This is a genomic window from Mesorhizobium sp. B2-2-3, from assembly GCF_006442405.1.
Taxonomy (GTDB): domain Bacteria; phylum Pseudomonadota; class Alphaproteobacteria; order Rhizobiales; family Rhizobiaceae; genus Mesorhizobium.
Genome location: NZ_VFWC01000022.1, coordinates 13,610 through 38,058 on the forward strand (window position 1 = coordinate 13,610; position 24,449 = coordinate 38,058).

The window sequence follows — 24,449 nt, forward strand, 5'->3', positions numbered from 1 at the left end:
GAAAAACCTTTCAAGAAGCGCGGATCGAGACAGGCGGGGCTTGCGCCACCGCTGGAGCAGCTCGCGATCCACCACGGATAGCAGGCGCTCCAACGGAGTCAGGCGTGTCCGCGAAAGCTCCCTCGCAAGCGCGGGCACGCCTTACCGGCGCGTTTTCCTAGTTCATATGCGCGAACCAGGGACGCACATACTCGTCGGGGAATTGCGGCATGTCGACCTTGTCGCTCATCGCCCAGGCGACCGGCTGCTGGTGCAGCGGCAGATAGAGGGCCTCATCATGCGTGATCTTGAAGGCCGCCTTCAGCATATCCACCCGCTTGGCCTCGTCGAGTTCGGTCGATGCCGAACGGGCCAATTCGTCGATCTTGGCGTTGGAAAGCCCGTTGGGGTTGCTGCCGCCATAATTGCCGTTATTGGTCGCCAGCAAGGCTTGCAGCACGCTGTAGCCATCCATCGGCGGTAGCGAGGCCCACCCGAGCATATAGATATCGAGATCGCCCTTATCCATTCGAGGGAAATAGGTCGTCTTGCTTTCGACGTGCACGTCGGCCTCGACGCCGATCTTGGCCCACATCGACGCGATTGCCAGGCAGATCTGTTCGTCGGCGATGTAGCGGTCGTTGGAACAGGCCAGTCCAACCTTGAAGCCGTCGGGATAGCCGGCTTCCGCCAGCATGGATTTCGCCTTCGCGACATCATAGTCCAGCGCTACGTCGATCGACTGATCGTAGCCGGTGACCTGTGGCGCGACCAGCATGCCGGAGGTGCGCGACTTTCCGCGCATCAAACGCTTCTGGATCGTGTTCAGGTCGACCGCGTGCCAAAGCGCCTGGCGCACTTTCACGTTCAGCAGCGGATTGGGCTTGCCGGGCGCTGCATGAAGTTCCGGCCGGAAGCTGAAGCCGAGAAAGATCTCGCGCAGCGACGGGTTCTCCACAACCTTCAGGCCGGCGGTGTTGGCGACCCGGTCGATGTCCTGCAACGGAACCGGCGCGATCATGTCCAGTTCGCCCGAAAGCAGTGCCGCGACGCGCGTGGCGTTCGAAGCGATCGGGCGGAATTCCACCCCCGTCAGATTGTGCTGCGGCTTGTCCCACCATTCCTTGTTGACGGCGAAGACCGAGCGCGAGTCCGGCTCGTAGCTGACCAGCTTGAACGCGCCGGTGCCATTGGCATGATTGCTGGCGTAGGTGACGACCCCCGTCGAGGCATTGCCGGGCTTGAGGGCATTGTGCTCCTCCATCCATGGCTTGCTCATCATGTAGATGGCGACGAGATCGTTCAGGAGCAGCGGATAGGGTCCGCGCAGGATCAGGTCGACCGTGTAGTCGTCGACCTTCTCGACGCCGGTTACGGCGGAGAGGTTTTCTCGGTTGCGCGCGCCGGGATCGATCTGACGTCGGATGGTGGCGACGACATCGTCGGCATTGAAGGGTTGACCTTCGTGGAACTTGACGCCCTGCCGCAGCTTGAAGCGCCAGCGCGTCGGCGAGACGATCTCCCAGGAGGTCGCAAGCGCAGGCTCGATAGCCATTTCCTTGTTGCGGCGCACCAGCCCGTCGAACACCATGTTCTGGACGCTCTGGGTAAAACTGTCGACCTGGGCATTCGGATCGTACGAAATGACGTCGCCGGCCGATGACCAGCGCAGTGTCTGTGCAAGCGAAGGCGCTGTCACCGACATCACCATCGCAAGTCCGGCGAGCAGGACCCTAACGCATTTTCTCATTTTCTTCTCCCATTGTATACGAAGTTTCCAATCTATTGGATACCATTTATCCCCGTTGATATCGTACACACATTGTGCACAATATCAAGGCAGGCATGTTCGATTTCGTTTCTCATGTGCAAACCGCTCAAGTGACCGTTCCGAAAAGGGATTCCGAATGACCCAGGCCTTGCTGATAGAAAACGGTGTCATCGTCACCATGGATGCGAGGCGCCGGATTTTCTCGAGGGGTCATGTCCTGGTGGAGGATGGCCGGATCGTCACCGCCGGCGACGGCGCGGCCCCCGCCACAGATCAGAAGGTGGCGCGCATCGATGCTTCGGGAATGGTTGTCATGCCGGGTCTCGTCGACACGCACGCGCATGCGGGTCACATGCTGACCAAAGGCCTGGGAGACGATTCCGAAGCCTGGATGACTATCGCGGGGCGTATCTATGCAGAGGCGTCGGATACGGAATTCTGGGCAGCCGAGGCCACATTGTCGGCCCTTGAGCGCATAAAATGCGGAACGACCACCGCTGCCCTGCTGTTTGGCGGCGGGCCGGACATCATGCGCACCGAGGCGCCGGGGGCAGCACGGGCACATCTTGCCGCCATCGCCGAAATGGGAGTGCGCGAGATACTCGCCGTCGGGCCGAACCGGCCGACCTCGTCCCATGTCTATCGGGACCACGCATACGTTCCGTATGTCGAAATCACCATTTCGCCGGAAACCCAGTTGGCAGTGTGCGCGGAAATCATCGATGATTGGGCTGGTCGCGATGGCCGGGTGCGGATTGCGGTCTCTCTCCCGGTGTTCACTCGGCGCGAACTTGACGAACAAACGGTATACAATCTGTCCCGCAATGCTCGCGACCTTGCTCGCGCAAAAAACGTGCTGTTCATCCAGGATGGTCATCGCGACGGTTCCATCGCCGCCAATGCGGAACGGCTCGATCTGTTCGACGAGCATTCGCTGCTGGCGCACTGCATCGAACTGACCGAGGCAGACATCGCCGCGCTGAAACGCAGCCACGCCAAGGTGGCGCATAATCCAAGTGCTCTGATGTCGGTTTCGGGCCGTTGTCCGGCGACGGAACTGATGGAAAGGGGTGTCACCGTGTCGCTCGGCACCGACGCGGCGGCGCCCGATCGCTCTTTCGACATGTTCCGCAACATGTTCCAGGCGCACCGCTATCATGCCCGGCACTTCAGGAACGATGCGGTCCTGCCGCCGATGCAATTGCTGGAGATGGCGACCATCGAGGGCGCGCGTGCCCTGTCGATGGAGAACGAAATCGGCTCGCTGGAGCCGGGCAAGCGCGCCGACATCATCCTGGTCAACATGCGCCAGCCGCATCTGTGGCCGCCGGCGCACCCCGCGCAGCGGCTGGCACGCTTCGCCAACGGCGCGGATGTTGACACGACGATCGTCGACGGGCGTGTCCTCATGCGTGGACGCCGCCTCGTCGATCACGATGAAGACGCCATTCTGGATCGCGCCGAAGGAGCCTTCCATCTGATGATGAAACGCGCCGGGCTGGCATAGGCCGAGTTCCGGGGCGCAAACAGGGAGACCCAGATGACCGAAGACCTTCTCATTCGCGATGTCAGGCCCTTGGGCGGCGCTGTCACGGACCTCTACATTCGCGACGGTCGGTTCGCGCAAGCAACCAGCGGGAAAGCGGCGCATGAAATCGACGGGCTTGGACAGGTTGCCCTGCCCGGCCTGGTCGAGGCGCACACGCATCTCGATAAGACGCTTGTCGGCATGGACTGGTTTCAGAACCGTGTGGGACCCACGCGCAACGACAGGATCCTGGCCGACAGGAAGGCCAAGCGGGAACTCGGCATCGATGCGCGCAGGCAATCGGCGCGTCAGATCGTGCAGACGCTGGCTTTCGGCGTGACGCATATCCGCAGCCATGTCGATGTGGATACGGAAATCGGCATTACTAACATCGAGGGTGTCGTTGCAACGCGCGAAGCCTTCAAGGGATTGGTCGACGTGCAGGTCGTCGCCTTCCCGCAAAGCGGCATGCTGGGACGCGAAGGCACGCAGGCGCTGATGGAGGACGCATTGAAGGCGGGGGCCGATATTGTCGGCGGCATCGACCCGGCAACGATCGAGCGGGATCCGGTTCGCCACCTGGATGCAATCTTCGCGCTCGCGGATCGATACGGCAAGCCGGTCGACATTCATCTGCACGAACCGGGAGAATTGGGCGCCTTCTGCCTTGAGCTGATCGTCGAACGGACCAAGGCGCTCTCCCTTCAGGGCCGCGTCATGGTGAGCCATGCCTATTGTCTCGGCATGCTGGACACGCATAGGCAGCACACGTTGATCGACGCGCTGGCGGCTGAAGACATCGCCGTCATGACGGTCGGCAGCCCATCCGCGCCGGCGGTTCCGCTGCGCATGATGCGCCAGTCCGGCCTCGTCGTGGCATCCGGTTCCGACGGCATCCAGGGCACCTGGGAGCCATGGGGCAATGGCGACATGCTGGAGCGGGCCAAATATCTTGCGCAGCGCAACGGCATGACCAACGATGCCGATCTGGAAGAGACGGCGCGCGTTTGCACCTTTGGCGGCGCGCAAGGTATCGGCCTGACGGATTATGGGCTTTCGCCCGGTTGCCACGGCGATGTCGTGCTGGTTTGCGCGCGGACCCTGGCGGAAGCCGTGGCCCTGACCCCACGGAAGCGCACGGTCATCCGCGGCGGCCGCGTGCTCGTGCGTGACGGTGCGCGGGCCGGAGATCTGCCCGATGTCGCATAGTCGTCGGACGAACCAGCGTGACGACGGACCCGTCCTGCTCACCGCACGATGGGTTGTCGGCCACCGGGACGGGCGCCATGTCCTTCTGGAGAATGGCGAGGTCGTCCATGAGAACGGCAGGATCGTCTTCGTCGGCCATCGCTACGGCGGGCCTGTAAAGCGGCGGATCGATCATGGCAGGGCGCTGATCGGCCCGGGTTTCATCGATCTGGATGCGCTTTCGGACCTGGATACGGGCGTGCTCGGCCTCGATCATCAACCCGGCTGGAAGAAGGGCCGCGTCTGGCCGCGCGACTATGTGGAAGCCGGGCCGGTCGAAATGCTGGCGCGCGAGGAGCTGACGTTTCAAAAACACTATGCCTTCGCGCAACTCATCCGCAACGGCATCACTACTGCATTGCCGATCGCATCGCTGTTTTATCGTGCATGGAACGAGACATCGGACGAATTCGCATCCGCCGCCGAAAGCGCCGCAGAGTTGGGCCTTCGCGTCTATCTCGGGCCTGCCTTTCGCGCGGGCCATTCCGTCATCGAGGCGGATGGCGGCATCGTCGTCGAGGTGGACGAAGAGCGCGGCGCGGAGGGTCTGGACGGGGCCGTTGCCTTTTGCCTGGAGCACGAAGGGCGCTTCGGCGGATTGGTGCGAACCATGCTTGCACCGGACCGTGTCGAGTTCTGGACCGCCGACCTGTTGCGCAGGACCGCCAATGCCGCGCGAGACCTCGGCGTGCCGGTCCGTCTGCATTGCTGCCAGTCTTCATTCGAGATCGAGACAGTGCGTCGCCGGTTCGGCACGACATCCGCCCGCTGGCTCCAGGACATCCGCTTTCTCAGCGAAAGAGCGTTGTTGCCGCATGGCACCCACGCCGACGGCGATGATCTCGAAATCATCGCCGGTTCGGGTGCCACATTGGTGCATTGCCCGCTGGTGATGGCGCGGCATGGCGCGGCGCTCGACAATTTCGCCCGCCTTCGCGGCCAGGGTCTGCGCATCGGCATGGGCACAGACACCTGGCCACCCGACATGGTGCAGAACATGCAGGTCGGCCTGATGCTCGGCCGCGTCATGGCGGGCAATCTGGAGACGCCGAAATCAGCCGATCTCTATGACGCGGCCACGATTGGCGGCGCCGACGCGCTCGGCCGGTCGGACCTGGGACGTCTGCAGGCGGGAGCCGCCGCCGACATCGTCGTGTTCGACCTGTCCGGCAACCATCTGGGACAGGTCCTCGATCCGATCGCCTGCCTGACGACGTCCGCAAGCGGACGCGATGTGCACACGGTCATCATTGACGGGCGCACCGTGATGAGCGCCCGAACCATTCCGGGTTTCGATCTCGATGCAGCCCACCAGCGCGCACAGGCCCAGTTCGAACGGCTTGTCCAGCGTTATCCGCAACGCACCTGGCGACATCCGACGGTCGCCGAGATTTTCCCTCCCAGCTATCGGATGTTCATGGCATGAGGGCTCCAGAAACGACACACAACGATTGGAATAAACCTTGATGGCACGCGAGCCGACGGCATTGGCCCTCGACGCCGGGCCGTTTGCATCTCTAAACTCCGGCTTTGCGGATGCTTTTCTTCTTGTGTGCTTGGATATGAATTTCAGGATCGGTCATGACAATCAACATTCGCAATAAAAATCCGAAATCCGCCGTATCCAAGTCCGACGCGGTCTATCGCACGTTGAAGCGCGTCATACTCGACCAGGCGCTGACCGCGGGAACAAAGCTGCCTGAGGATTCGATCGGCGAGCGGCTGGGCGTCAGCCGCACCATTGTCAGGCAGGCGCTGGCAAGGCTGAACGGCGAAGGCCTGGTCGAATTGCGCCCGCACAAGGGCGCCTGCGTCGCGCAGCCGAGCCTGGAGGAAGGCCACAATATATTCGAGGTGCGGCGGGCGCTTGAAGCGCTGGTGGTCGACACGCTGATCGGCAAGCTGACGCCGCAAAAGATCAAACAGCTCGAAGCTCATGTCGACGCGGAAGAGATGGCCAAAGCCAACAATGCCGCGTCGTCGATTCAGCTGGCCGGCGAATTTCATGTGCTGCTTGCCTCGCTCACCGGAAACGAACTGTTGCTGCGCTATGTCACGGAACTCGTTTCGCGTTCATCGCTCATCCTGTCGCTCTACGGACGGCCGCATTCGTCCGACTGTGCCGTATCCGAGCATCACGAGATCATTGCCGCCCTGGCCGCGGCCGACCGGAACAAGGCTGCTGCCTTGATGGACCATCATATTGATGCAATCACCACACGTGCACTGCTGAAAGCGAAACCCGAAAATGACTTTCCGGACCTTCTTGCTGCCTATGCGCGGGAGGAAGGGCTATGATTTATTGGATGAATGCCGAAGAGACGAGGAGTGACCCGAAAATGATCAGGACGAAGGTGATGTCAGGTTAAATCCGCCTCCTCATGCGGTCGTGGCGACCAGCACTTCGGTCGGCTGGAACTTCAACACATCGATCAGTCCGATGTCGGAGATGCGCAATTCCGGGATGACGACAAGCGCCAGCAGAGAGTGCTGCATATAGGCATTATTGAGGGCGCATCCGCAGGCAAGCATCGCCGCGATCAGGCCATTGGCTTCTTCTGCCACGATTTCGGCGCGCTGGTCAGACATCAGTCCGGCGATCGGCAGCTTGACAAGTGCAAGTTCGCGTCCTTCGCTGAACAGCACGACGCCGCCGCCGACCTGTCCCAGCCGATTCGCCGCCAGCGCCATGTCGTCCTTGTCGGTACCCACCACGATCATGTGATGACTGTCATGGGCGACGGTGCTGGCGATGGCGCATGGTTTGTCGTAACCGAAGCCGGAAACGAACGCGTTGATGACCTTTCCCGTGCCGTGATGCCGTTCCACCAGCGCGATCTGGCAGACGTCACCGGTCCGATTCATCTGAACGATACCATTCAAGACGCCGAGCGAAGCCTCCAGGGCACGGGTCGGTGCCTGGTTCTCGAGCACGCCGATGACCCGCGCCATGACCTGGTTCGCACCATCGGGCGCCACGATGTCGAAGTCCGCCGCTGAGAGCTTCTTGCCCAAGCGAACCGTGTCCTTGGTCGAGGCGGGATAGTCGTAGGGCGTGATGTCGGCGACGAGCTTGCCGTCGTTCGACACCACACAGCCGCGTGCGATGACGGTTTCGACCGGGAGTTCGGTGAGATCGGAGGTCAAAACCAGGTCGGCGCGCCGCCCGGGCGTTATCGAGCCAAGCTCACGCTCCATGCCGAAATGCTGAGCAGTATTCAGGGTGGCCATCTGAATCGCGGTGATCGGCTTTAATCCCTGGGCGATGGCATGGCGCACAACGCGGTTCATATGGCCGTCATTGACTAGTGTACCGGAATGGCTGTCGTCGGTACACAGCACGAAATTGCGCGAGTCCAGGCTGAGCTCGGTCAGCGCCTTGATCTGCGCGGCGACGTCGTACCAGGCGGAGCCAAGCCGTAACATGGCGCGCATGCCCTGGCGCACCCGCGCAACGCAGTCCGCCAGGCTGGTGCCTTCGTGATCGTCGGACGGACCGGCGGCGACATAGGCATGGAAGGGCAGACCGAGATCCTTCGAGGCATAGTGGCCGCCCACCGTCTTGCCTGCCGCCTGAGTGGCAGCGATCTCGGCCAGCATGTCGCCATTTCCGGCGACCACCCCAGGAAAGTTCATCATCTCGCCGAGGCCGACGATGTTCGGCCACGACATCGCCTCACGCACGTCGGTGGGACCGAGGCTGGCACCCGCGTTCTCGAGGCCCGGAGCGCTCGGCACGCAGCTCGGCATTTGCACGAACACATTGATCGGCAGTCCGGCAGCCTCGTCGTGCATCAGCTTGACGCCCGGCATGCCCAGGACGTTGGCGATCTCGTGCGGGTCGATGAACATCGAGGTGGTGCCATGCGGGATGACCGCACGCGCGAACTCGGTAACGGTAACCATGCCGCTCTCGACATGCATATGCGCATCGCACAGCCCCGGCAGCGCGTAGCGGCCCTCTCCGTCGATAATCTGCGTCTCGGGGCCCACGGCATGGTCGGAATTCGGGCCGACGAAGGCGAAGCGGCCGACCGCGATGGCAATGTCCGTCGCGGGGATGATCTCGCCCGAATGGACATTCACCCAGCGCACGTTCCGGACCACCATGTCGGCCGGCGTGCGTCCCATGGCGACATCAACCAACTGCGGCGCGCATTCGAACCAGCTCTGGATCATCTGTTGTTTTCTCCCCCGGCGCGCGCGCCCGCAAAGGGCCGCACGACCTCGACGCAATATCTTGGCGAACTGTAAGCGGCGCGCTGGCGGTAATAGTCCAGGCAGAAATCAAGGAAAACGGCGAACTTACGCGACACATACCGGCGTCGCATGTAGAGCAGATTGATTGGAACCAGTGGCGAGCGCCATTGCGGGAGCACCGGCACCAGATCGCCGTTCTTGCACTCGATCTCGGTGAAGAAGGCTGGCAGATAGACGATACCCTCGCCGGCTACGGCGAAGTATTTCAGCATCCAGTAGTCGTTCGCCATGCACTGCGCGGTCGGCATGAAGTCGACCGTTTCCGCGCCGCGCTCGAGATGCCAGGATTGCACGCCGCTCGGGCGGCGGAAGGCGACGGCCCCATGGCCCGCCAAGTCTGCGGGCGTCGACGGTTCCCCGAATTGCTCAATGTAGCGCGGGCTGGCGTAGAGACAGAAGGAAGCCTCCCCGAGCTTGCGAGCGATGTAGTCTGAGTTCGCCGGCTCGCCCCAGTGGAATATGCCGTCGAAAGGCTGGTGCTTTTCGGGCGCCAGGAAATAGCCGAGCGAAAGGAAGATCACGTCGACATTCACCTGCGGATACTGTTGGCGGAAGGCGAACAGCAGTTCCGAGGTGAAGGAAGTGCCGAACTCGCCGGTCGAGCCGATCGTCAGCGTGCCGGCGATATCGTGGCCCGCCTCGGCGATCGCCGCTTTGGCTCCTTCGCAACTTTCCTTGATGCGTTGCGCATGGTCGAGGAACTCGGCCCCGGCATCGCTCAAATGCAGTTCCCGACCGTCGCGCACAAACAGTGCGACACCGAGCGAATCCTCCAACGCGCGCACTTTGTGACTGAGGCTGGACTTGGGCAGTCCATACAGTTTCGCGGCGTGCGAGAGCGACTGCGCCTCCGCCACTTTGATAAAATAATCGATCGCTTCAAAATCCATCGATCGTCCAAGAATTTGAACGGTGCGTCCAGAACTAGCCGGAAACTGCCATTTGCATGGACGACCCTAATACGACAGGATCAGAGCGCGCAAGGTGGGATTTTTGGCGCAGAGAAGCTTGGTCCCAAGCCCGAGCGAGGCCACACGAGCGGAGATGAATTTGTCCGACATACGCGAATTCATCCGTGCTGGTCGCGCCGAGCATAAATCGACTCTCATCGTCACCGGCGGCACACTAGTCAACGTCGCTTCGGGTGAGATCTATCCGGCCGACGTCGCCGTCTACAAGGATCGCATCGTCGCTGTCGGAGACGTCTCGGAGTACCGCGGCCCCGAGACCGAGATGATCGATGCTACTGGTTATTTCCTCTGCCCTGGCCTGATAGACGGCCACCTCCACGTTGAATGTTCCAAGATGTCGGTAACTAGCTTCGCCAAGGCGGTGGTGCCGCTCGGCACCACTTCGATTGTGTCGGGCCTCGACCAGATCCTCGTGGTGTCCGGCCTGGAAGGCGCCCGCGAATTCCTCGACGAGGCCAAGGCAACCCCTCTCAAGATCTTCTGGGGCGCACCATGCAAGACGCCCTACACACTGCCTCGCTCCAACGTCGGCTATTATTTCGGACCGGACGATCACCGCGCCACCCATTCCTGGCCGGAATGCATCGGCATATGGGAGACGGTGCGCGAGTTCGTCGACACGATGGATGAGCACGTTCTGCAGGCGGTCGAGATCGCCGAAAAGAGCCGTCTGCCGATTCTCGGCTGCTCGCCGATGTGTCGCGGCAATCGATTGAACAGCTACCTGCAGGCCGGAGTGCGCTCCGACCACGAGAGCTACACGGCGGACGAGATGCTGGAGAAGCTGCGCAAAGGCATGCATGTCGTCATTCGCGAATCTTCGATCTCCCATTTTCTCGAAGAGAACCTGCGGATGGTCACCGAGATGGGAATAGCCGCGACGAGCCGGGTCAGCTTCTGCACCGATGACGTGGTCGCCTCGGATATCCTGGCCCGCGGCCACCTCGACAACATGATCCGCATGGCGGTCGCGATGGGAGTTCCGCCGCTCACCGCCATCCAGATGGCGACCATCAACGGCGCCGAGGCGCTGCGCATCGGCCAGAAGGTCGGCTCGATCTCGCCCGGGCTCGCCGCCGATATCCTGCTGGTCAAGGATATCGCGGATTTCCATGTCTCAGGTGTCATCGCGAAGGGCAAGCTGGCCGCCCGCGACGGCAAGCTCGTGGACGATCTTGCGCCGCCTGCCCGCAGCGCCGTTGTCACCAACACATTCAAGGTAGCGCCGGTTTCACAGAAAGACCTATTGGTGCGCGCGCCCGGAGCGGGCGACAAGGCGGCCGTGCTGGCGATCGCCGTTACGCCCGAGAGAATATTCGTACGCACGCGACGTGATGTCGTGCTCCCGGTCCGCGACGGCTATATAGACGCGGATCCATCACAGGACGTGCAGTATCTCACCGTCGTCGAACGCTACGGCCGCACTTCCCATCGGCCGGTCGCGTTCGCTTCAGGCTTCGGACTGCGCTCCGGCGCACTCGCCACTTCGACGGCGCCTGATGATAACAACATCGTTTGTGTGGGCACCAATCCCCACGACATGTCGTTGGCAATCAACCACATTATCGAGAACAATGGCGGCCAGGCGGTGGCGGACGGCGGTCGGATCGTGTCATTCCTGCCCCTGCCGATCGGCGGAATCGTATCGGACATTGATCCTCCAGAGATGGCGAAGAAAGAGCAGGAGCTCGACGCCGCCGCGCGCGCGCTCGGCTGTAGGCTGCCATGGCCTTTCATGTACATGTTCGTGCTGCAGATCACCGCGATACCCGATTTCGCGATAACCGATCTCGGCCTGATCGATTGCATAAACCTGACGGTGGTCGATCCGTTAAGCCGGCCTCATGACTGGGAACGCTAGAAAAGGGAGGGAACCATGCTGAAAAACCTTGTTGTCGCTGTTTCGCTCGTGGCCGCGACGTGGCTGTGGGGCGGCCGCGTACAAGCCGAAGAGCCGACCAAGCTCAGGATCGCCGGCATTCTTTCGGCGGGCAAGGAAGCACCGTGGGAATCATCCTTCGTGAGTTCCATGGACCGGATCATCGCCGCCAAGCCCCACGGCCTCGACATCGAGGTCAATTATACCGAGAACGTTTACGACAATGCCGAGCAGGTGTTCCGCACCTATGCTGAGACCGGCGACTACGACATCTTGTTCGGCGACACCGCCTATGCAGATGCGATCGAGAAGCTGAAGGACGAATTCCCCGATACGATGTTCGTCATGAGCGGTTCGGGCAATCGCGGACTCGGCGGCAATGCCTATTGGATATTCGTCCACGCGCACGAGCCTGCCTACGTGATGGGGCAACTGGCCGGCAAACTCACGAAGTCGAATGTCATCGGCGCCATCTCCACCTTCCCGGCCGAAGATACCAACGATCAGATCAATGCCTTCTTCACCGGCGCCAAGGAAGCGAACCCAAAGGTGAAACAGAAGATCACCTTCATCCAGTCCTGGTTCGATCCGGCTAAATCGAACGAGGCGACCTCGGCGCAGATCGCCGCCGGCGCGGACATGATCTACCAGATGTCGGGCGCCTTCGAGGTTTGCGAGGAGCGCGGCATAGGCTGCTTCGGCAATTATGTGGACATGTCGAAAGTGGCGCCGAAGTCGATCGTCGCCTCCACCATCGTCAAATGGGATCCGCACATTAATTGGATCATCGATGAATGGTGGAAGGCAAAGACCATGAACGCCAAATTCGACGCGCCGAAGGAACCAAGGTGGTTCAGCTGGCAGCAGGGTTCGGGCGACCTCATCCTCAATCCTGCCTGGGAAGCCAAAATGCCCGATGACGTAAAGGCGCTTGCGGCTGAAACGGCCAAGGCCATCCAAGGCGGCAAGAAGAAAATCGAGCTCAATGTGAACGAGCCGAAATCGGACTGACGCCGGAGGTGGTGCCGGGCCGATCCGAGATGAGCAAGATACCGCGCCTGTCGGTTCGGCACCTGACGAAGCGTTTCGCTGCGCTTGCTGCCAATGACGACGTCTCGCTCGACGTCATGCCCGGAGAATTGCATTGCTTGTTGGGGGAGAATGGCGCAGGCAAGTCGACACTGTCGTCCTGCCTCTACGGGCTCTACCAGCCAGACGCCGGCGAAATTCGGGTGGACGGCAAGACCGTCCAGCTAGGCTCGCCGGGCGAAGCCATCCGCGCCGGCATCGGTATGGTGCACCAGCATTTCGTCTTGGTGCCCAACTTCACTGTGCTGGAGAATGTGGCGGTAGGAACGGGCTCCGGCTGGCGGCTGGGCCGGGCTGAGGCTCTCTCCAGGATCGAGACGATCTGCTCCACCTACGGCATCTCGCTCAACCCACACCGGCACGTCGGCGACCTTTCCGTCGGCGAACAGCAATGGGTCGAGATCGTCAAGGCGCTCTACACTGGCGCCAGACTGCTTATCCTCGACGAACCGACGGCGGTGCTGACGCCCGAGGAATCGCGCCGCCTGTTTGCGATCGTGCGGCGGCTCACCAGTGAAGATCTGTCGGTCGTGCTGATCAGCCATAAGATGTCGGAAGTGATGCAATCCGACCGGGTCAGCGTGCTGCGCAAGGGCAGACTGGTCGGAACGGTCATAACCTCGAACGTCAGCCGCGACCAACTCACCACCATGATGGTCGGCCGCTCCGTTGCGGCGCCGGCGCGCGCCGCAGATGCGAAAGCGACCGGCGAGACGGTGCTTTCGGTGCGTGGGCTCACGCACCTGCGCGATGGAAGGCCCGTGCTGGACAACGCATCGCTCGACATCGCAGCCGGCGAGATCGTCGGCATCGCCGGCGTTTCCGGGAATGGCCAAGACGAGCTGTTCGAGTGCCTCGCAGGCCTCGCCGCGCCCGACGGCGGCACGGTCTTGCTCGATGGCGAAACTCTGCAGGCGTACTCACCGGCGACGGTTGCTGCGAAAGGCATTGGCTACGTGCCCAGCGACCGCTTCCGCGACGGGCTCGTTGCCGATCTCGATATCGGCGAGAATCTTGTCCTTGGCCAACAATGGCAAACGCGCTGGCGCAATGGGCCATTCATCGACACCGCGGCGCTCGACGCAAATGCGCGCATGGTCATCGCTGCCTATTCGATCGCCGCAACCGGGCCGTCGTCACCCTCTCGCAAATTGTCTGGCGGCAACGCGCAGAAGGTCATCCTCGCCCGCGAGTTCGCCAAAGCGAAGCGGCTTCTGCTGTGCAACCAGCCGACGCGCGGACTCGATGTCGGCGCCATCGAATTCGTTTACCGACAACTCCTGCACAAGCGCGACGAAGGCTGCGCCATCCTGCTTGCGAGCGAGGAACTGGAGGATCTTTTCGCTCTCAGCCGTCGTATATGTGTGATGTTTCGCGGCCGCATCCTTGCGGTGCTCGATACGGAAAAAACCACCTATGACGAAATCGGCAGCCTGATGGCCGGCCATGGGAGCGAGGCTGCGGCGTGACCGATTTCAATCTCGTGGAGTGGCGCCTCGAGCGCCGGCTGGAACCGCGGCCGACCGCGCGCATTGTTGCACTTGCTTTGGCGGCGATCGCGGCGGTTTTGGTTTGCAGTCTGCTTTTCGCCGCCGCGGGCGCCAGCCCGGGTGCCGCCTTCACGGCTCTCCTGAAAGGCAGCTTTGGCTCGTTGCGCGCCGCCGGCGAAACGCTGGTCAAGGCAACGCCCCTGATCTTCACCGGTCTTGCCGCCTGTGTCGCCTTCCGCGCGCGTATCTGGAACATTGGCGCCGAAGGCCAGGTTTTTGCCGGCGCCATGTTCGCTTATTGGGCGCAGCACAATCTCACCGGATTTTCGCCTTTCATCCAAATTCCTGTGGTTATAATCGGTGGCATTGTCGGCGGCGCACTCTATGCCGGCCTTGCGGGCGTGCTGAAGACCCGCTTCTCGGTCGATGAGGTGATCTCGACCGTCATGCTCAACTACATCATCGTCTATGTCCTTTCGCTGCTGCTGCTGCGCGGCCCATGGAGCGAGGCGGGCGCCTTCTTCGAACAGACGCCGAAGGTCGATCCGGGCTCGGTGCTTCCGTTGCTGTTTTCCGGTTCACGCCTGCATTCCGGCTTCCTGCTGGCGATTGTGGCGGCTGGCTTGGTTCACATGCTGTTGACGCGCACACCGCTGGGCTATGAGATCAAGGCTGCCGGGTCCAACATGCGCGCGCTCGATGTACAGGGCACCAATACTCGAAGGCTGGTCATAGTTGTGCTTCTGGTTTCCGGCGCGCTTGCGGGGCTCGCGGGGATCACGGAAGTCTACGGCGTCCATTACCGCCTGAAGGCAGGCGTAATAGCAGGTTACGGCTACAGCGGCATCATCGTGGCCATCCTCGGCCAATTGCATCCGCTTGGCGTCGTCGTTGCCTCGGTGCTGTTCGGAGCGTTGCTCAACGGCGCTACGCTCATGCAGATCAAGACCGGCGTGCCCTCGGCGCTGATATACGCCATCCAGGCGATCCTGCTTTTGTTCTTCCTAGCTGGCTGGGCAGCGTGCAATTTCCGCCTGCGGAGGGTCGGCCGTGCTTGACGCACTCTTTCAAACCTCAATCCTGGTCAGTGTGGCGGCGGCCACCATCCGCATCAGCACCCCGCTCCTGCTCGCCGCACTTGGCGAACTTATCGCCGAGCGCAGCGGCGTCTACAATATGGGTCTTGAGGGCATGATGCTGATGGGAGCCTTCACCGGCTATCTCGCCGCCTATGAAAGCGGGTCGTTATGGCTGGGCGTCCTCGCTGCCGGATTTACCGGCGCGCTGATGGCTCTCGTCTTTGCCGTGCTGGTGATCACGCTGAAAGTAGAGCAGATCGTCACCGGTCTTGCCGTCAACCTGCTCGGCGCCGGCCTTTCCACATACTGGTTGCGTTCCGCTTTCGCTGGCGACGGCAAGACGCCGACCATCCCTTTCTTCGCCGATGTGCCGGTGCCAGGGCTGAGCGATGTTCCCGTGCTGGGCCCCATCCTGTTTGACCAGCGGGTGCTGACCTACATAGCCTTTCTGATGGTGCCGGCGGTATGGCTCTTCCTGTTCCGGACGCGTTATGGACTGATCGTGCGCTGCGCCGGCGACAATCCCAAGGCCCTCGATGTTAAGGGGGTAAAGGTCGCGCCGGTGCAATATGCCGCCGTGCTCTTCGGCGGCCTGATGGCGGGCGTTGCCGGCGCGTTTCTCTCCGTCGGCCAGGCGGCGCGTTTCGTGCCGGACATGACCAACGGGCGCGGCTGGCTGGCCATCATCATCGTCATCGCCGGCCTATGGCGCCCCTACCCGATTTTCGTGGCGGCTCTGGTGTTCTCCTTCCTCGACGCGCTGCAATTGCAAATCCAGGGCGTCGGTATCGCCATTCCCTACCAATATATGTTGATGATGCCTTATGTTGCGGCGATCGTTGCGTTGATGATCCGTCGCTCGCGGACCAGCGCACCGGCTATGCTGGGCGTGCCGTACAGGCGGGAATAGGGTGGTCGGTTTTCATTCTGCTGCTGTAAGGCTGCCTGTACGTAGCTGCCATGCGGCATGGCTCAACCCGTGACCGCGGCAGCAAGCTTCCAGCAAGATCGACCGCTTTGGCGAAGCCGGTATTGTAGCCCAACCCGCCCAGGTAGGGAGACCTGACCGTCAGTCACGGGACGTCACAGGGCAAGCAATTTGCCGCCCTGGAAATCTGGATCGTTGGAACTCGACTATCCCGCTGGTGGTTAGCCAGAAGGCTGCATAAGCCTCGCTCAGGAACGCCAGCCACCACTGCCGAAGTGACCTGAACTACGGAGCGTCGCCAGCAGGATGTTGGCTGCTCCGCGTTGATCAATCTTCGCTTGCTCACCAAGCGGAGACGCATTCCAGGCAGCCAGTTCTGACACCAAAAGAGCGGTATCCCCGTCTACCGATGCGCATCTAAGTTGTCCGTTCTTCCCCATCACGATTATAGCTGTACCTATCACGCCATATCCAATCGCAGCTATCCGCTGAACCCAGGTATCGCCGTCAACGCGGACATCGAACAGAACCGACCCTTCGGTTTTTTCCGCAGCGTCCGCCACACGATCACAGAACGGTCGATTGAGGCCTTCGATGTTGCCGAGTGACTGCTCAAACAAGGCCAATTCGACATGCTCTGCCACCATAGCTGTGAGAGTGCGCGCTAGCTGGCCCAATCAGCAAGACACCAGGACCATTATCCACAGCAGCCACAGCTGGTCCCCTTTTTGCCTACTTAATGCCCCCCGTCGGACCGCGAGCCGGGCAACGGCCTCTATGGCTTGGTCGACCTCGTCCGTCGTGGTGTAGTGTGACAGACCCAGCCGGGCGACGCCGCCTTTTTTCGCGCAGTCCAAGCCTGCCGGAGGCTTCATGGCATAGAGTCGCCGGCCCAGCCGAAGATGTTTTTCCTCAGCCAGCGCGGCCGCGTTTTCCAGCGGCGAGCGATTGGCCAGCGGCGAGGTGCCTGTTGAGCGGCAGATTCAGGGCCCTGATATCTGCGCACGCGGCACATCTTGCCCACCCCGGTTGATCGCCTAAATGTTTGGTCCCGGCATTTGCTGGAGCGGATTGAGTCTGAAGCGTTCCGGCTGTGACGCCCACGCCTTGCAGATGAACTCGTAGCGATCCTTCCGCAGTCAGCCTCCGGTTCAGCGGTCAGCTTCACTCCAATTTCTTCAAGCGATTGCGGGCCTCATCTATTCTCGGCACTACAATTGTCAGCCTACTGAATCCAGCATTCTCTTTATCACGGAAAATTTGAAGGTTCGCGCCTGCGACGCCACGCCATATGGATCAACCCCGGCATGGGACGGTCATCAGGCCCCGGGTCGAACAGGTGAGTATAGAACTTCTCTCCACCGCTCATGCTTGGATGTTGCGAGTGCGTCGAAAATTCCTTGGATTTCCGTTGTGCGCGTCCTTCCAAGTCACCAGCATCTGCAATTAGAGAACGTTTGGCTTCGTTCCAAGATGGTTCCCGGGCGGCAGCGCAAAGTCCGCTCGGCGTGCACACCATATGTGTCTCAGCTCGGCCCTTTTTTACTTTGCGTTGGATTCAAGGTGAAATTAGGGGCCGCAAGCGAGAGGTCGGCTTTCGGCATCAAGCGGGCTAAGCAGTCATTCAACTCCTGGCCTCAAGCAGCTCATGCACGCTCCACTTGACGGTGCGTGCCGCCCCAGCCGATGTCGGGTTTATCTATGTCGACGGCGAGACATGCCTTTGACCACGCTTATTGGGGGCGCCGACTGGCGAGCCGCTTCGCCATCATTAGCGATGGAACGGAAAAGAAACCATTCTGCATAAGACTGCTGCTTTTCGACGCACCTTTTCGAAACGTCGGAACGAGCGCTTTTCGCGCAGGCCTCGATGCCCCCATAGGTGAACCGGTTCCATGACGAGTCTGACAATACGCCACCGCATCCTCGTCAGTTTCGCTGCCGTTCTGGTGGTTATGTCCGTGATCGCCGTTATCGCGTACGCCTGGTTTCTTCAGGCGGAGCGGGAGGCAACTGAGGTCGAGAAGGGCATCCTTCCAGACCTCTATCACAGCACCGAGATCATGATGGGGCAGATGAAGGCACATAGCCTGCTTCAGGAATATGCCCTCCAGGACAACCCGTCGGATAAAAGCACGCTTGAAAGCACGATCGCGACCAATCGCGACCAAGTGCGGCGGTTGATGGACGAGTATGAAGCAACGATCGTCTCCGACATCGACAAGCAGAATTACGCAGTCGTCAAAGAACTCGCCAACCAATTTCGGCTGGCGGAAACTGCTGTGCTGGACACGAGCCGAGCTGCCTTGTCGAAAGGTGAAACTCCCAATGAAAGCCCGGTCATCAAGAACACGGTAGAGCCGATCTTTGTGAAATTGCAGTCCGCTCTGCAAGCCATGCTCGAGGATCACAGAGGCGAGGCAAACAGCGCGACGCAGCGAATCAGCTCAATCGTTAGCACGGCGGAAGTCGGTTTGAGCGTGGGCTTGTTGATAGCCCTCGGACTAGCCCTTCTTTTGGGTTACCAGCTGTTCCGCGCTATCACAGCTCCGCTCACACGTTTGGTCGACGCGGTTCAAATGATACGGCAAGGCGACTTCAGCGAACGCCTCGATCTGAGGCGCCGGGACGAATTCAGCGTGCTTGCCGACGGCTTCAACGCAATGGCAGACGATCTCACAACTCTCATTGGTCAGGTACAAAGGTCCAGCATACAGGTCGGCACGTCGATAACTGAGATTGCTGCAACCTCCAAGCAGCAGCAGGCAACAGCGACTGAAATCGCCGCGACCACAACTGAGATCCGCGCGACAGCCAAGGAAATTTCCGCCACTTCAAACGAGCTGGTTCGCACGATGAACGAGGTCTCGACAGTTGCCGAGCAAACGGCGGCCGTCGCCGGCGGAGGGCAAGAGGGGCTGACCCGTATGGAAGGAACCATGCAGCAGGTCATGGACGCGGCGGGTGCGATCAATTCCAAACTCGCGATCCTGAGCGAGAAAGCTGGCAGCATCAATCAGGTGGTGACGACCATCACCAAAGTGGCCGATCAGACGAACCTGTTGTCGCTCAACGCTTCCATCGAGGCTGAGAAGGCCGGGCAATATGGCCGGGGCTTTGCAGTGGTGGCGACAGAGATCCGAAGGCTTGCGGACCAGACGGCCGTCTCCACTTACGATATCGAGCAGATGGTCAAAGACATCCAGTCGGCAGTCGCTGCCGGTGTGATGGGCATGGACAAGTTTTCCGAGCAGGTCCGCCGGGGCATGCACGAAATCCAGCAGGTCGGCGGGCAACTCTTCGACATCATCCAGCAGGTCCAGGGGTTGGTGCCACGTTTCGAAGTCGCCAATGAAGGCATGCAAGCACAAGCGATCGGCGCGGGACAGATAAGCGACACGCTAACCCAGCTAAGCGAGGCAGCTCAGCAAACAGTCGAGTCCCTTCAGCAATCGACGCTCGCGATCGACGAGCTCAATCAAGTCTCAGGCAGCATGCGAGGTAGCATTTCAAGGTTCAAGCTGAGAGCACAGTGAACTGGCAGTAGGAGGTCATAATGTTATTCCTCGCCTTCAGTATGGGTTCGGATCGCTACTTGATCGATGTCCACCAAATTGAAGAGGTGCTGCCCTATATCGATGTCAAAGTTCTGCCGGGTGCGCCAACCGGTGTGGTGGGCCTGGTCAATTATAACGGAATACCCATCCCCCTGATCGATGTTACTCTTCTCGCGCTTGGCCGGCCATCGGAGCGCCTATTGAGCACCCGGATCGTTGTTACGCGCTACCCGGCGCGAGATGGCGAGCAACGCCTGCTTGGGTTGGTCGCGGAACGGGTGACGGATACGGTCGAGCGAGACCCTGCCGACTTCGCGCCGTTCGGCCTCGAGCCAGAAACGCCGTCTTATCTTGGTCCGGTGGCTTCGGATGGCACGGAGATCATTCAGTGGGTCAAAGCGGAAGCGCTGCTTTCGGAAGAGATTCGTACCGCATTGCTCCGCCAGGCCGCGATGAGTGTTTAATGACCGGCGCAATAGAAAAGCTCCTGATGGAAACCATTGGACTGGACAGTGCCAGCGTTGGCCCGACAGTGGTCCGTCAGGCGGTCAGAGACCGGATGGCAGCGTGCCGGATTGCCAATCCTCAGGCCTATAGGGAACACTTGACCGGTTCCCCGCAGGAGCTGCAGGAGCTGATCAATGCGGTGGTGATCCCGGAGACTTGGTTCTTTCGCGACCGAGAAGCGTTCACGATGTTGGCGCGGCATGCGCGCGTGCACAAGCATGCTCAGCCGACAAAAGTCTTGAGCCTGCCATGTTCAACCGGTGAAGAGGCCTATTCGGTCGCAATGGCCATGTTCGATGCCGGCTTTGAAGCGCACGAGTTCAACATCGATGCGGTGGACGTCAGTACCCGCAATATCGCGTTGGCTGAACGTGCCGTCTACGGGCGCAATTCCTTTCGCGGCAGCTATCTCGAATTCAGGGACCGCTATTTCGAAGCGGTCGAGGGTGGGTTGCGGCCCAGTGCTGCGGTGCTGAAACAGGTTCGCTTCAGGGTCGGCAACCTATTCGGTACTCGCGCAATTTTTGGGCAAGAGGTCTATGACATCCTACTCTGTCGGAATTTGCTGATCTATTTCAATCGCGAACTGCAGGATCGCGCATTGACCCGCCTGAAAGACCTCTTGGCCACGGACGGACTTCTTCTGGTCGGTCCCGCGGAAGCAGCACTTCCAAGGCTGCATGGCTTTATTTCCGCTGAATGGCCCTTGGCCTTTGCCTTCCTGGAATCGGAGCCCATCAAGGCCGCGGCGCCGACAACTGCTATCCCGGTGCGGACATCAACCCCGAAGCTCAACAAGAGCAAGCCCGTTCTTCCGCCACGACTGACCGTCGGCAAGGAAAACAGTGCGCCGGCCCTGGCCAAGCCCGTTGATCAGGTCTCGGAAAGCCTAGTCGCGGTTGAACGGATCGCCAATGCGGGTCGGGTAAAGGAGGCACAGGAGGTCGCCCTCGCCCATCTCGAGAAATTCGGTCCTTCCGCGCAAATCTTCTACCTGCTGGGCCTCGTTCAGGATGCGGATGGCGCTGCATCCAAGGCCGCGCAAAGCTATCGCAAGGCACTCTATCTTGCGCCAAATCATCGAGAGGCTCTGGTGCATCTGGCTTTGCTGCTTCGCAGGCAAGGCGACCACAGCGGCGCCGAGGCGCTGGCCGGCAGGCTGGTCCGGGTCCAGAAAAGGAGCGGCACCTGATGCCGGCTTCGACAAGGATCGCTCTGCCAGTGGAGCAGTTTGAAATTGACGACTGCTGGCGGCGGATAGGCGTTCGGGGTGACAAGTCCTGTCCCCAACTGGAGCAGCATCTCCACTGCCGGAATTGCCCGACCTACAGGAAGATTGCACGGCGCCTCCTTGATCGTGCGGCGCCCTCGGCATATCGCGGCGAATGGCCTGATGACGCTGGTCGTGCAGCGGTCGTTTCGGCGGACGATGAAGCGCCACAGACGGCCGTTCTCTTCCGGTTGGGGCACGAATGGCTGGCGCTTCCAGCTGGCATTTTTCATGAAGTGGCTGAATCCCGTCCCGTTCATTCCCTTCCACACCGCAGGAATAGTGCAGTGCTCGGCATCGCCAATGTCCGGGGCGAATTGCTGATTTGCCTGTCGCTCGCTGAATTGCTCGGGATCGACGAACCCAAGGAGGAGGAACAAGGCAGACGAGCCAAGATATTTCGCCGCCTCGTCGTGGTGGGCGAGCGGGACAAGCGGGTTGCTTTCACGGTTGATGAGGTCCACGGCTTACATCGCTACCGGGCACGCGACACTCTCGCTGTGCCAGCTACGATCGGCAAGACTCTGTCGGCGGCTACTGTTGCCGTTTTGCCCTGGCGTGAACGGGCTGTTGGCTGTCTCGACCCGGGACAACTGCTCACGATGATGGATCGGAGCATGGCATGACAGATGAGGACTTCAGTCAGGTTTCGATGTTGAGCCTTTTCCAGGCCGAACTGGAGACGCAATCACAGGCTTTGACCTCCGGCCTTCTGGCGCTCGAACGCGATCCTGTCGCCACCGACGCCCTGGAAGAATGCATGCGGGCCGCGCATTCGCTGAAAGGAGCAGCCCGCATTATCGATCTGACGCCCGCCGTCAAAGTTGCAAATGCAATGGAAGATTGCTTGGTCGCCGCGCAACGTGGGCATCTGAGGGTACGCAAGGAGCATATAGATGCGCTTCTGCAAGGCTCTGACCTTCTGAAATTGATCGCATCGGGATCATCGAACGAGAGCGTCAACCCGGAAGTCGAAAGCTTTCTGGCGAAGTTCGAGGAACTGTCCCTCCCCGAGCCCGCACCCCAAGATTCGGCAGCTGATTTCGCAACCCCAGAGCATAGCCGAAAGGAGCCGGCGGCAACCTCGTCAGCGAACCCCCTTGTCGAGCCGAAAGCTCAAGCCCGAGGGAGCATCGGCTCAGATAGAATGGTTCGGGTGACGGCAGACAGCCTGAACCGATTGCTCGGTTTGGCTGGCGAGTCGCTGATGGAAGCTCGGCGGCTCAGGCCATTCGCTGACGGGCTGCTGCGGCTGAAGCGCCTTCAATCAGACATCGCAAGTGCGTTCGACAATCTTGATGCAGTGCTGCTGCCGGTCGCAAAAGATGCGGCTGTGGTGGAGGCGCTGGTTGAAACGCAGCGAAAGCTTCGGTTGAGCCAAGCCTTCTTGGCGGAGCGTCTCGATGAGTTGGATTCAGTCGATCGGAAAGCCACCGATCTTGCCAACCGATTGTACGAGGAGACGTTGGCGAGCCGGATGCGGCCTTTTGAGGACGGGGTAAGACACTTCGCAAGAACGGTCCGCGACCTCGGTCGTACACTTGGCAAGCGGGTGCGACTGGAGATCGTAGGCGGCTCGACCGGCATCGACCGCGATATCCTCGAGCAGCTGGATGCCCCCTTGGGGCATCTTCTGCGCAACGCGGTAGACCATGGGCTTGAACCGCCTGATGAGCGCCTCGCAACCGGCAAACCCGAAGAGGGACTCATCAGGCTCGAAGCGAGGCACAATGCCGGACTGCTGCAAATAGCCGTGGTGGACGACGGCAGAGGGATCGAGCTCTCGAAGCTGCGCGAGACTGTCGTCGCCCGGCAGTTTGCAACCAGGGAAAGCGCCGACGCGCTCAGCGAAACGGAATTGCTGGCATTCCTTTTTCTGCCCGGCTTTTCGATGAAAGTTGGCCTGTCCGACGTCTCCGGCCGTGGCGTGGGACTCGATGCAGTGCAGGCGATGACGAAGGAGGTCCGCGGAATCACGAGCGTCTCCTCGGAATTTGGTCGAGGAACCCGGTTTCAACTGCAACTGCCGCTGACGTTGTCAGTCCTGCGCACCTTACTCGTCGAAGTCGATGGGGAGCCCTATGCGTTTCCACTCGCTGCCATCTCCAAGACAATGAAATTGCAGCGGATGGAGATCAACCTCCTGCAGGGCCGCCCGCATTTTCGCTTGAACGATCGACAGATCGGGTTGGTGACAGCGCGCGAGGTGCTGGATCGAGGAGAGTCTGCGTCCGAACCAGAGGAACTCTCGGTCGTCGTGGTGGAAACGGGTCGGGGGGACGCCTACGGCGTAATCGTCGACCGTTTTCTCGGGGAACGCGAACTGGTGATCAGACCTCTCGATTCCCGGTTTGCCAAGATCAAGGACATCAGCGCAGCGGCCCTGATGGAGGACGGTTCGCCTGTTCTGATCTTCGACGTCGATGATCTGGTTCGATCGGTGGAAAAGCTTGAGTCGTCCAGCGGATTTCGAGCCCTTCGGCGAGCCGCGGGCGGTCCCGGACCGAGCAGACGCAAGCGCGTGCTGGTGATTGACGATTCACTCACGGTTCGCGAACTCCAGCGCAAGATGCTGGGCAATCACGGTTATGACGTCGAAGTGGCAGTCGACGGTATGGACGGGTGGAATGCCGTCCGATCTGGTCCTTTTGATCTCGTCGTCACTGACATAGACATGCCGCGCATGGATGGTATCGAACTGGTGAGCCTGATCAGAAAGGACGTCCATCTCAGGAACACACCCATCATGATCGTTTCATACAAGGATCGGGAAGAAGACCGCTCGCGCGGGCTTGACGCCGGTGCCGACTATTATCTGACCAAGAGTACCTTTCAGGACGAGGCGCTGATCCATGCCGTCGTGGACATGATCGGCGAGGCGACTGAATGAGAT

The 24,449-nt window shown here is 60.7% G+C and carries 18 protein-coding genes; 14 read left to right on the top strand and 4 right to left on the bottom strand.

Features of this window, described 5'->3' with window-relative positions; translation table 11 throughout:
* Positions 1–157: 157 nt before the first annotated feature.
* Entirely contained in the window at positions 158–1,684 is a 1,527-nt protein-coding gene (locus FJ951_RS27330) for an ABC transporter substrate-binding protein (protein WP_246671798.1), read from the bottom strand.
* On the opposite strand from FJ951_RS27330, the gene FJ951_RS27335 reads away from it, so the two are divergent.
* From FJ951_RS27335 to FJ951_RS27350, 4 genes are all read left to right on the top strand, one after another.
* Positions 1,623–3,257 (top strand): amidohydrolase family protein, encoded by a 1,635-nt coding sequence (locus FJ951_RS27335; RefSeq protein ID WP_224681966.1) that lies wholly within the window; start codon positions 1,623–1,625, stop codon positions 3,255–3,257. The genes FJ951_RS27330 and FJ951_RS27335 overlap by 62 nt on opposite strands.
* 33 nt (positions 3,258–3,290) lie before the next feature.
* Positions 3,291–4,487, top strand: coding sequence for an amidohydrolase (locus FJ951_RS27340; protein ID WP_140518199.1), 1,197 nt, complete (start codon positions 3,291–3,293; stop codon positions 4,485–4,487).
* Positions 4,477–5,952, top strand: a complete 1,476-nt coding sequence (locus FJ951_RS27345; RefSeq protein ID WP_140518200.1) for an amidohydrolase family protein — start codon at positions 4,477–4,479, stop codon at positions 5,950–5,952. Before FJ951_RS27340 ends, FJ951_RS27345 begins: the two co-directional genes overlap by 11 nt.
* A 155-nt stretch (positions 5,953–6,107) precedes the next feature.
* Positions 6,108–6,824, top strand: coding sequence for a GntR family transcriptional regulator (locus tag FJ951_RS27350; RefSeq protein ID WP_140500714.1), 717 nt, complete (start codon positions 6,108–6,110; stop codon positions 6,822–6,824).
* Positions 6,825–6,905: 81 nt separating this feature from the next.
* On the opposite strand, the gene ade is transcribed toward FJ951_RS27350, so the two are convergent.
* Positions 6,906–8,705: an adenine deaminase gene (gene ade, locus FJ951_RS27355; RefSeq protein ID WP_140518201.1), complete on the bottom strand. Its 1,800-nt coding sequence runs from the start codon at positions 8,703–8,705 to the stop codon at positions 6,906–6,908.
* The gene (locus FJ951_RS27360; protein WP_140518202.1) at positions 8,702–9,676 is read right to left on the bottom strand and encodes a LysR family transcriptional regulator; all 975 of its coding nucleotides are present in this window, start codon (positions 9,674–9,676) and stop codon (positions 8,702–8,704) included. The genes ade and FJ951_RS27360 overlap by 4 nt, the downstream gene beginning before the upstream one ends.
* Before the next feature lie 160 nt (positions 9,677–9,836).
* Here FJ951_RS27360 and FJ951_RS27365 point away from each other — a divergent pair, with 160 nt between their 5' ends.
* Genes FJ951_RS27365 through FJ951_RS27385 form a run of 5 tightly spaced genes read left to right on the top strand, consistent with a single transcriptional unit; the run spans position 9,837 to position 16,204 of the window.
* Positions 9,837–11,618, top strand: coding sequence for an adenine deaminase (locus tag FJ951_RS27365; protein ID WP_140518203.1), 1,782 nt, complete (start codon positions 9,837–9,839; stop codon positions 11,616–11,618).
* A gap of 15 nt (positions 11,619–11,633) precedes the next feature.
* The gene (locus FJ951_RS27370; protein ID WP_140500718.1) at positions 11,634–12,647 is read left to right on the top strand and encodes a BMP family protein; all 1,014 of its coding nucleotides are present in this window, start codon (positions 11,634–11,636) and stop codon (positions 12,645–12,647) included.
* Between the two features lie 29 nt (positions 12,648–12,676).
* Positions 12,677–14,194, top strand: coding sequence for an ABC transporter ATP-binding protein (locus tag FJ951_RS27375; RefSeq protein WP_140518204.1), 1,518 nt, complete (start codon positions 12,677–12,679; stop codon positions 14,192–14,194).
* The gene (locus tag FJ951_RS27380; RefSeq protein ID WP_224680353.1) at positions 14,191–15,273 is read left to right on the top strand and encodes an ABC transporter permease; all 1,083 of its coding nucleotides are present in this window, start codon (positions 14,191–14,193) and stop codon (positions 15,271–15,273) included. The genes FJ951_RS27375 and FJ951_RS27380 overlap by 4 nt, the downstream gene beginning before the upstream one ends.
* Positions 15,266–16,204, top strand: a complete 939-nt coding sequence (locus FJ951_RS27385) for an ABC transporter permease (RefSeq protein ID WP_140500720.1) — start codon at positions 15,266–15,268, stop codon at positions 16,202–16,204. Before FJ951_RS27380 ends, FJ951_RS27385 begins: the two co-directional genes overlap by 8 nt.
* Positions 16,205–16,470: 266 nt before the next feature.
* Here the strand turns inward: FJ951_RS27385 and FJ951_RS27390 are convergent, their stop codons facing one another.
* Entirely contained in the window at positions 16,471–16,848 is a 378-nt protein-coding gene (locus tag FJ951_RS27390; protein ID WP_224646940.1) for a hypothetical protein, read from the bottom strand.
* A gap of 1,269 nt (positions 16,849–18,117) precedes the next feature.
* Between FJ951_RS27390 and FJ951_RS27400 the strand changes: the two genes are divergently transcribed.
* Genes FJ951_RS27400 through FJ951_RS27420 form a run of 5 tightly spaced genes read left to right on the top strand, consistent with a single transcriptional unit; the run spans position 18,118 to position 24,446 of the window.
* Positions 18,118–19,758 carry a methyl-accepting chemotaxis protein gene (locus tag FJ951_RS27400; protein WP_140518205.1) on the top strand — a complete coding sequence of 547 codons (1,641 nt, stop codon included), beginning with the start codon at positions 18,118–18,120 and terminating at the stop codon, positions 19,756–19,758.
* A 20-nt stretch (positions 19,759–19,778) separates the two neighbouring features.
* Positions 19,779–20,243 (top strand): chemotaxis protein CheW, encoded by a 465-nt coding sequence (locus FJ951_RS27405; RefSeq protein WP_140518206.1) that lies wholly within the window; start codon positions 19,779–19,781, stop codon positions 20,241–20,243.
* Entirely contained in the window at positions 20,243–21,478 is a 1,236-nt protein-coding gene (locus FJ951_RS27410) for a protein-glutamate O-methyltransferase CheR (protein WP_140518207.1), read from the top strand. Before FJ951_RS27405 ends, FJ951_RS27410 begins: the two co-directional genes overlap by 1 nt.
* Positions 21,478–22,182, top strand: a complete 705-nt coding sequence (locus tag FJ951_RS27415; protein WP_140518208.1) for a chemotaxis protein CheW — start codon at positions 21,478–21,480, stop codon at positions 22,180–22,182. Before FJ951_RS27410 ends, FJ951_RS27415 begins: the two co-directional genes overlap by 1 nt.
* The gene (locus FJ951_RS27420; RefSeq protein WP_140518209.1) at positions 22,179–24,446 is read left to right on the top strand and encodes a hybrid sensor histidine kinase/response regulator; all 2,268 of its coding nucleotides are present in this window, start codon (positions 22,179–22,181) and stop codon (positions 24,444–24,446) included. Before FJ951_RS27415 ends, FJ951_RS27420 begins: the two co-directional genes overlap by 4 nt.
* Positions 24,447–24,449 lie beyond the last annotated feature (3 nt).